9 protein-coding genes are annotated in these 8,265 nt (G+C 74.0%); 5 read left to right on the top strand and 4 right to left on the bottom strand.

Features of this window, described 5'->3' with window-relative positions:
- Positions 1 to 113: 113 nt before the first annotated feature.
- Positions 114 to 998, bottom strand: a complete 885-nt coding sequence (locus tag ABD363_RS29285; RefSeq protein WP_344608974.1) for a LysR family transcriptional regulator — start codon at positions 996 to 998, stop codon at positions 114 to 116.
- 118 nt (positions 999 to 1,116) lie between these two features.
- Between ABD363_RS29285 and ABD363_RS29280 the strand changes: the two genes are divergently transcribed.
- From ABD363_RS29280 to ABD363_RS29260, 5 genes are all read left to right on the top strand, one after another.
- On the top strand, positions 1,117 to 1,788 hold the full coding sequence (locus ABD363_RS29280) for a succinate dehydrogenase (protein WP_344608978.1): 672 nt from the start codon (positions 1,117 to 1,119) through the stop codon (positions 1,786 to 1,788).
- A 2-nt stretch (positions 1,789 to 1,790) separates the two neighbouring features.
- The gene (locus ABD363_RS29275; RefSeq protein WP_344608972.1) at positions 1,791 to 3,743 is read left to right on the top strand and encodes a fumarate reductase/succinate dehydrogenase flavoprotein subunit; all 1,953 of its coding nucleotides are present in this window, start codon (positions 1,791 to 1,793) and stop codon (positions 3,741 to 3,743) included.
- The gene (locus tag ABD363_RS29270) at positions 3,740 to 4,489 is read left to right on the top strand and encodes a succinate dehydrogenase/fumarate reductase iron-sulfur subunit (protein ID WP_344608970.1); all 750 of its coding nucleotides are present in this window, start codon (positions 3,740 to 3,742) and stop codon (positions 4,487 to 4,489) included. The genes ABD363_RS29275 and ABD363_RS29270 overlap by 4 nt, the downstream gene beginning before the upstream one ends.
- Positions 4,490 to 4,777: 288 nt before the next feature.
- A complete protein-coding gene (locus ABD363_RS29265; RefSeq protein WP_344608968.1) occupies positions 4,778 to 5,545 on the top strand; it encodes a GNAT family N-acetyltransferase in 768 nt (255 codons plus the stop codon).
- Complete coding sequence (locus tag ABD363_RS29260) at positions 5,545 to 6,372, top strand: lysophospholipid acyltransferase family protein (RefSeq protein ID WP_344608966.1); 828 nt, start codon at positions 5,545 to 5,547, stop codon at positions 6,370 to 6,372. The genes ABD363_RS29265 and ABD363_RS29260 overlap by 1 nt, the downstream gene beginning before the upstream one ends.
- A 139-nt stretch (positions 6,373 to 6,511) precedes the next feature.
- On the opposite strand, the gene ABD363_RS29255 is transcribed toward ABD363_RS29260, so the two are convergent.
- The 3 genes from ABD363_RS29255 to ABD363_RS29245 form a co-directional block, all read right to left on the bottom strand.
- Positions 6,512 to 7,516 carry an MsnO8 family LLM class oxidoreductase gene (locus ABD363_RS29255; RefSeq protein ID WP_344608964.1) on the bottom strand — a complete coding sequence of 335 codons (1,005 nt, stop codon included), beginning with the start codon at positions 7,514 to 7,516 and terminating at the stop codon, positions 6,512 to 6,514.
- 71 nt (positions 7,517 to 7,587) lie between these two features.
- A complete protein-coding gene (gene rpmF, locus ABD363_RS29250; RefSeq protein WP_344608963.1) occupies positions 7,588 to 7,758 on the bottom strand; it encodes a 50S ribosomal protein L32 in 171 nt (56 codons plus the stop codon).
- Positions 7,759 to 7,827: 69 nt separating this feature from the next.
- Positions 7,828 to 8,241, bottom strand: coding sequence for a (2Fe-2S) ferredoxin domain-containing protein (locus ABD363_RS29245; RefSeq protein WP_344608961.1), 414 nt, complete (start codon positions 8,239 to 8,241; stop codon positions 7,828 to 7,830).
- Positions 8,242 to 8,265: the final 24 nt, after the last annotated feature.

Raw genomic sequence — 8,265 nt, 5'->3', positions numbered from 1 at the left:
GAGCCAAGGAGTTGCGCGGAGCATTTGTCTTCCTAAGACCGCTTGGCCTCCGACTCGGCCCGGCCCCGGGGCCCCGACCGATCCCCGACCGCCCCCGGTGAGGGCGGGCCGTGTCACCGTTCCAGGAGCATCCGTTGGAGTTCCCGTGCCGCCCGCGGCGGCGCCACGTCGCTGCGGTGGGCCAGGGCGATGGTCCGGTGCAGTCCGGGCCGGGCCAGCGGGGTCACGCGCAGTCCGCGCCCCGATCGCGCGGCCACCATCCGGGGGACGACGGCCACGCCCAGCCCGGCCCGCACGAAGCCCAGCACGGCGTCCATCTCCCCGCCCTCCACCGCGAAGTCCGGCTCGAAGCCCTCCGCCCGGCACGCGGCCACGGTCAGCTCCCGCAGGTCGTATCCGTGCCGGAACATCACCAGGCGCTCGCCCTCCAGGTCGGCGACGCGCACGGTGCGCCGGCCGCCGCCGGGCCGGGGCGCCTCCGGGGACGACACCACCACCAGGTCCTCCCGCAGCAGCTCCACCGTGGTCAGCGCCGGGGACGGCGTCGGCAGGGGGAGGACGACCAGGGCGAGGTCGAGGGCGCCGCGCGCCAGCCCCCGCACGAGGTCGTGCGAGCCGCCCTCCTCGACCAGCAGCCGGATGCCGGGGTACCGGTCGTGGAAGGCGCGCAGCACGTCCGGCAGCAGGCCCGTGCACAGGCTCGGCGTCGCGCCCAGCCGGACCCGGCCCCGGCGCAGCTGCACCAGCTCCTGCACCTCGTGCCGGGCGGTGTCCGCGTCGGCCAGGATCCGCCGGGCCAGCGGCAGCAGGGCCTCGCCCGCGTCGGTCAGCGTGATGTTGCCGCGCGCCCGCAGGAACAGGTCCGCGCCCAGTTCCCGCTCCAGGGCCTTGATCTGCTGCGACAGCGACGGCTGGGCGACGTGCACCAGATCGGCGGCCCGGGTGAAGTGCCGGGTCTCGGCGACCGCCACGAAGTACTGGAGCTGCTGGAACTGCACCGTCCCAGCATAGTCGGCGCCTATCGAATCAAGCCGGACCATGTCTTGGACCGATCGGGATTCCCGGCCCTAGCGTGGCCGCATGGCTCTGGCAACGCGGACGGATCGACGGCCGTCCCTGGCCCGCACCGTGTGGGACTCGACCGTCGGCAAGAAGGCAGTGATGGCGGTCAGCGGCCTGATCATGCTGCTGTACCTGGTCGTCCACATGATCGGCAACCTGAAGATCTTCTTCGGGGCGGCCGAGTTCAACCACTACGCCCACTGGCTGCGCACCGTCGGCGAGCCGTTCATGCACTACGAGTGGACGCTGTGGCTGGTCCGGATCGTGCTGGTCGTCGCGGTCGTCGCGCACGCCGTGTCCGCGTACCAGCTCAGCCGCCGCGACATCAAGGCGCGGCCCGGCAGGTACGTCCATAAGAAGCCGCGGGCGAGCTACGCGACGCGCACCATGCGCTGGGGCGGGATCATCCTCGGCCTGTTCATCGTCTGGCACATCCTGGACCTGACCACCGGCACCGTGCACTCCGGCGGCTTCCAGGCCGGCCGCCCGTACCAGAACGTCGTGGACACCTTCTCCACCTGGTACGGCAACGTGATCTACATCGTGGCGATGCTCGCCGTCGGCCTGCACGTCCGGCACGGCTTCTGGAGCGCCGCCCAGACCCTCGGCGTCGGCAGCCGGAGGCGCGACCGCGCCCTGAAGACCGCTGCCGATGTCCTCGCGCTGTCGCTCACGGCGGGTTTCATCGCCGTCCCCGTGGGCGTCATGACCGGAGTGGTGAGCTGAACATGACCACCGAGTACGTGAACTACACGACCGGCGAGCCCGTCGCCGACACCAAGGCCCCGTCCGGGCCGATCCACGAGCGCTGGGACAGGCGCCGCTTCGAGGCCAAGCTGGTCAACCCGGCCAACCGGCGCAAGCACACGATCATCGTCGTCGGCACCGGCCTGGCGGGCGGCTCCGCCGGCGCCACCCTCGCCGAGCAGGGCTACAAGGTCGTCCAGTTCTGCTACCAGGACTCCCCGCGCCGCGCCCACTCCATCGCCGCGCAGGGCGGCATCAACGCCGCGAAGAACTACCGCAACGACGGCGACTCCGTCCACCGGCTGTTCTACGACACCGTCAAGGGCGGCGACTTCCGGGCGCGCGAGTCCAACGTGCACCGGCTGGCGCAGATCTCGGTGGAGATCATCGACCAGTGCGTGGCGCAGGGCGTGCCGTTCGCGCGTGAGTACGGCGGTCTGCTCGACACCCGCTCCTTCGGCGGCGTCCAGGTCTCCCGCACCTTCTACGCCCGCGGCCAGACGGGGCAGCAGCTCCTCCTCGGCGCCTACCAGGCCCTCAACAGGCAGATCGCCGCCGGCAACGTGGAGATGCACCCGCGGACCGAGATGCTCGACCTGATCGTCGTCGACGGGCGGGCGCGCGGCATCGTGGCCCGGGACCTGATCACCGGGAAGATCTCCACCTACTTCGCGGACGCCGTCGTCCTCGCCTCCGGCGGCTACGGCAACGTCTTCTACCTGTCGACGAACGCCATGAACTCCAACGCGACCGCGATCTGGCGGGCGCACCGGCGCGGCGCGTACTTCGCCAACCCCTGCTTCACGCAGATCCACCCGACCTGCATCCCGCGCACCGGCGACCACCAGTCGAAGCTGACGCTGATGAGCGAATCGCTGCGCAACGACGGCCGGATCTGGGTGCCCAAGGCCAAGGGCGACACCCGCCCGCCGCACGAGATCCCCGAGGACGAGCGCGACTACTACCTGGAGCGCATCTACCCGTCCTTCGGCAACCTCGTGCCCCGCGACATCGCCTCCCGCGCCGCGAAGAACGTCTGCGACGAGGGCCGCGGCGTCGGCCCGGGCGGACAGGGCGTGTACCTGGACTTCGCGGACGCCATCCGGCGGATGGGCCGCAAGAAGGTCGAGGAGAAGTACGGCAACCTCTTCGAGATGTACGAGCGGATCACCGCGGAGAACCCCTACGAGGTCCCCATGCGGATCTACCCCGCCGTGCACTACACGATGGGCGGCCTGTGGGTCGACTACGACCTGCAGACCACCGTCCCCGGCCTGTTCGCGATCGGCGAGGCCAACTTCTCCGACCACGGCGCCAACCGGCTCGGCGCCTCCGCGCTGATGCAGGGCCTGGCCGACGGCTACTTCGTCCTGCCGGCCACCATCAACGACTACCTCGCCCGCACCCGGCACGAGGACGAGGTGACCGACGACCACCCGGCCGTGCAGGAGGCGCTGGCCGAGACCGAGGACCGGCTCAACCTGCTGCTGGCCGTCGACGGCGACCGCACCCCGGACTCCTTCCACCGCGAACTCGGCGAGCTGATGTGGGAGTTCTGCGGCATGGCCCGCACCGACAGCGGCCTGCGCAAGGCCCTGGAGCGCATCCCGCAGATCCGCGAGGAGTTCTGGCGGCGCATCAAGGTCCCGGGCACCGGCGAGGAGTTCAACCAGTCGCTGGAGAAGGCCAACCGCATCGTCGACTACCTGGAGCTCGCCGAGCTGATGTGCCTCGACGCGCTGCACCGCACCGAGTCCTGCGGCGGCCACTTCCGCGAGGAGTCCCAGACCCCGGACGGCGAGGCCGCCCGCAAGGACGACGCGTTCGCCTACGCCGCCGCCTGGGAGTTCACCGGCACCGGCGAGGCCCCCGTCCTGCACAAGGAAGACCTCGTCTTCGAGTACGTCCACCCCACCCAGCGGAGCTACGCATGAAGCTCACCCTGCGCGTCTGGCGGCAGAAGAACGCCGACGCCGACGGCACCATGTCCACGTACGAGGTGGACGGCATCTCACCCGACATGTCCTTCCTGGAGATGCTCGACACCCTCAACGAGGAACTCATCCTCAAGGGCGAGGACCCGGTCGCCTTCGACCACGACTGCCGCGAGGGCATCTGCGGCGCCTGCTCGCTGGTCATCAACGGCGAGGCGCACGGGCCCGAGCGCACCACCACCTGCCAGCTGCACATGCGGTCCTTCCGGGACGGCGACACCATCGACATCGAGCCGTGGCGGGCCGCGGCCTTCCCGGTCGTGAAGGACCTGGTCGTGGACCGGTCGGCGTTCGACCGGATCATCCAGGCCGGCGGCTACATCACCGCCCCCACCGGCTCCGCGCCGGAGGCGCACGCCACACCGGTGCCCAAGGCGGACGCCGACCTCGCCTTCGAGCACGCCGAGTGCATCGGTTGCGGCGCCTGCGTCGCCGCCTGCCCGAACGGCGCGGCGATGCTGTTCACCTCGGCCAAGGTCAACCACCTCAACGTCCTGCCGCAGGGCGCGCCCGAGCGGGAGACCCGCGTGCTGGACATGGTGGCGCAGATGGACGAGGAGGGCTTCGGCGGCTGCACCCTCGCCGGGGAGTGCGCCACGGCCTGCCCGAAGGGCATCCCGCTGATGTCCATCACCCGGATGAACAAGGAGTGGCTGCGCGCCACGCGGAAGACGGCCCGGCGCTGAGGCCCCCCGGCGGCTCCCGCGCCGGCGCGCACGCCCGCCGCGGGGGCCCGCCGCAGGGGCCGGACGCCGCAGCTCAGGACGTTCGCCGGCAGGGTGCGAACGGGCGGGACCGAGGGTGGTGCTCGGACTCGGTCCCGCCAGGCACCCCGGGCATTCAACAAGAGCACACCCGGCCTCCTGGCGCCGGTCACGCGAAGGTCAGGCGGCATCGGAAGAACAGGGGCGGCAGACCGTACCGCTCCGATCCGCCTCCGTCCCGCCGACCCGGCCCGTGACCAGGAGAGTGCCATGACCGGCGCACTGACCGTCGACCGTCCCCCGCAGCCCGCGGCACCCACCCGCTACACCGTCGGCCTCGCCCGTGACGAGGAGGACGTGCGTGCCGCGCAGCGGCTGCGGCACGACGTCTTCGCCGGGGAGATGGGCGCTTCGCTGCCCACCGCGCGGCCGGGGCACGACGTCGACGCCTTCGACGCCCACTGCGACCACCTGCTGGTCCGCGAGGAGGTGTCCGGCCAGGTCGTCGGCACCTACCGGCTGCTGCCGCCGGAGCGGGCCGCGGCCGCCGGAGGCCTGTACGCGGAGGGCGAGTTCGACCTGAGCGCCCTGGACGCGCTCCGGCCCGCCCTGGTCGAGGTCGGCCGCTCCTGCGTGCACCCCGACCACCGCGACGGCGCGGTCATCGGGCTGATCTGGGCCGGCATCGCCCGCTACATGACCGACCGCGGCCACCGGTGGCTCGCCGGCTGCTGCTCGATCCCGCTCGCCGACGGCGGCGCCCTCGCCTCCGCCGCCTGGGACCGGGTGCGGACCAGGCACCTGGCCCCCGAGGAGTACCGGGTGCGGCCCCTGCTGCCCTGGCGGCCGGGGCAGCCCGGCGCCGGCCGCACCGGGCTGCCGGCCCTGCTGCGGGGCTACCTCCGCCTGGGCGCCTGGGTGTGCGGCGAGCCCGCGCACGACGCGGACTTCGGCGTCGCCGACCTGTACGTGCTGCTGCCGATGGACCGGGTCGACCCCCGTTACCTGCGGCACTTCCTGTCCCTCGTCCCGGCCTGATGAGCGCCTGGCTGCCCACCGCGCCCTGCACCCCCGGGGCGTGCGTGGAGCCCACGGGATCCGCGACGGCCGTACCGCGCGCCGTGCTGCGGCTGGCCGCGGTCGCGGCGCTGGTCCTCGCCGGGGTCGCGCTGTCGCCGCTCGTCCGGGGGTGGTCCCGCTCGCGGGGGAGGATCCCGGCGGAACTGGTGCGGCGGTGGTGCCGGTGGATCGTACGGGCCGCGGGGGTGCGGGTCCGCGTCACCGGAGCCGCCGCGCCCGCCGGCGGGCTGCTGCTGGTCGCCAACCACGTCTCCTGGCTGGACGTCCCGCTGCTGGCCGCCGTCCGCCCGGCCCGGATGCTGGCCAAGGCCGAGATCCGGCGGTGGCCCGTGGCGGGGCCGGTCGCGGCCCGCGGCGGCGTGCTGTTCATCGACCGGGACCGGCTGCGCGCCCTCCCGGACGCGGTCGCGGCGGTCGCCGGGGCGCTGCGGTCGGGCGCCGCGGTCGCGGCCTTTCCCGAGGGCAGCACCTGGTGCGGCCGCGCCCAGGGCTCCTTCCGCCGGGCCGTCTTCCAGGCCGCCCTGGACGCCGGGGTGCCCGTCCAGCCGGTCCGCCTGCGCTACCGGACCACGGGCGGCGCCACCGCCACGGCCCCCGCCTTCGTCGGCGAGGACACGCTGCTCGCCTCCCTGTGGCGCGTCGCCTCGGCCCGCGGACTGGTGGCCGAGGTGGAGGTGCGGCCCCCGATCCCGCCGGGCGCCCACCCGGACCGCCGCGCGCTGGCGAAGGCCGCCCAGCCGCAGGCGCCCTCCCGCGCCCACACCGTCCCGGCCGCCGCCCGGTGACCCGGGCCCGGGGTTCCCGGGCGGGTCCTGCCGGCCGCGCACCGCGTCGGCGACGCCGGCAGGGGGCGCCGGGGCTCCGTACGGCGCGTACTCGGGCCGGCTCCCGGCGCGCCGGGCGTGGGTGCGCGCGGCGGCGGGCCTAGCCGCCCCGGGCGAAGATCCCCGCGAGCCGCCGGTAGGAGTCCAGCAGGGCCTCGCGGTCGTAGGTGCTGGTGGTGACCAGGACCTCCTGCGCGCCGGTCTCCTTCAGCACCGTCTCCAGCTCCTGCGCGACCTGCTCCTCGGTGCCGGCGATGTGCCCGGCGAGCCCGGACTCGTACAGGTCGCGTTCCTTGGCGGTCATGGTCAGCGTCTCGACGCGCTCGGCGGGCGGCAGCGGCGGGAAGGTGCCGTGGGTGCGGGAGTACGCCATCGACCAGGCCTCCGGGACCAGCAGCCGCCGGGCCGCCGCGGGGGTGGCGGCCACCGCGACCGTGCCGGAGACGACGACGTAGGGCTCGCTCGCCCAGGGGGAGGGACGGAAGCGGTCGCGGTAGCGGTCGATGCCGCGCCGCATCCTGTCCCGGTCGCGGAGGTCGCCGATGACCATCGGCAGGCCCGCGCGGGCCGCGATCACGGCGCCCTCGCCCATGGCCAGCACGAACGGCGGCACGGTCAGCCCTTCGGCGGGGCGGGCGCGCACGCCGGTCGGGGAGGTGCCGAGGAACCAGCCGAGCAGGTCCTGAAGCTGCGCCGCGAAGTCCTCGGCGTCGCCCTTGTCCCGGCCCAGCGCCTTGCGCACCCCGTTCGTGAAGCCGACGGACCGCCCCAGCCCCATGTCGATCCGCCCCGGGTACAGGGATTCCAGCACCCCGAACTGCTCGGCGACGACCAGCGGCCGGTGGTTGGGCAGCATCACCCCGCCGGTGCCGACCCGGATACGGCGCGTCGCCGCCGCGACGGCGGCGGCCAGCACGGTCGGCGCGGACCCGGCCACCCCGGGCACCCCGTGGTGCTCCGCCACCCAGAACCGGTGGTAGCCGAGGCGTTCCGCCTCCCGCGCCAGCGCCACGGTGTCCCGCAGCGCCTCGGCGCCGGTGTGTCCCTCGCGGATGCGGGAGCGGTCGAGGACGGAGAAACGGGTCGCGGCGATCACTGAGCTCACATGCAGTTCAACGCCGGCCGGGCGCAGGGATTCCCGCTCCCGGTCCCGGGGCCGGCGGGCGGCCCGGGTGTTCAGTCCCCGGGCCGCAGCAGTCCGCGCTCGTAGGCCCTGACCAGGTGCTGCGGCACGAGGTGCCGGACGCCGTCGACGGTGACCGGCACCAGGGCCGGCGTGGCCGCCTTCCACCGGGCGCGGCGGTGCCGGGTGTTGCTGCGGGACATCTTCCGCTTGGGGACGGCCATGGGGTGCTTCCTCCTCGGTCGGTCGGGCAGGCACCGAGGAGGCTATATGAAAATGGTTACCGTTAGCAATCAGGGGCGGCGGCGCGACCGGGCGCGGGCGTCGCGGGGCGGGTCGATGAACTGCAGCCGAAGCGCCGGCGGCGGCTCGGCCAGGCCCGGCCCGCCCGCCGCCGCCCAGCGGGCGATCTCCTCGGCGCCGGCGTCGTCCAGGACGAAGCCGACCCAGGTGGCCCGCCCGCCGGCCCGGCGCCCCGCGGCCGACGGCTGGACGACGACGACGTCGGCCCGGTCGCAGGGGCCGAGGCAGTCGGTCGTGCGCACCTGGAAGCCGTGCGCCGTCGCGGCGGCGCGCAGCCGCTCCAGCTGTCCGGCGTGGTCCGTGCCGGGGTGCTTGCGGGCGTTGCCGCAGCAGCAGCCCCGGCAGACGACGAGCGTGCAGGGGCGTTCGCGGGCGACGCCGACCGTGATCGTACGAGCAGACATGACAGCAGCATGAGGCGTACGGCG

It is taken from the genome of Streptomyces glaucus, from assembly GCF_039533365.1.
Lineage (GTDB): Bacteria > Actinomycetota > Actinomycetes > Streptomycetales > Streptomycetaceae > Streptomyces > Streptomyces glaucus.
This window is presented reverse-complemented; position numbering and strand designations above follow the sequence as displayed.

What these genes read in the sequence shown, in the direction of transcription:
- ABD363_RS29245 (WP_344608961.1), bottom strand. Translation starts at nt 8,241, where the DNA reads ATGTCTGCTCGTACGATCACGGTCGGCGTCGCCCGCGAACGCCCCTGC.
- ABD363_RS29260 (WP_344608966.1), top strand. Translation starts at nt 5,545, where the DNA reads ATGAGCGCCTGGCTGCCCACCGCGCCCTGCACCCCCGGGGCGTGCGTG.
- ABD363_RS29265 (WP_344608968.1), top strand. Translation starts at nt 4,778, where the DNA reads ATGACCGGCGCACTGACCGTCGACCGTCCCCCGCAGCCCGCGGCACCC.
- ABD363_RS29275 (WP_344608972.1), top strand. Translation starts at nt 1,791, where the DNA reads ATGACCACCGAGTACGTGAACTACACGACCGGCGAGCCCGTCGCCGAC.
- ABD363_RS29270 (WP_344608970.1), top strand. Translation starts at nt 3,740, where the DNA reads ATGAAGCTCACCCTGCGCGTCTGGCGGCAGAAGAACGCCGACGCCGAC.
- rpmF (WP_344608963.1), bottom strand. Translation starts at nt 7,758, where the DNA reads ATGGCCGTCCCCAAGCGGAAGATGTCCCGCAGCAACACCCGGCACCGC.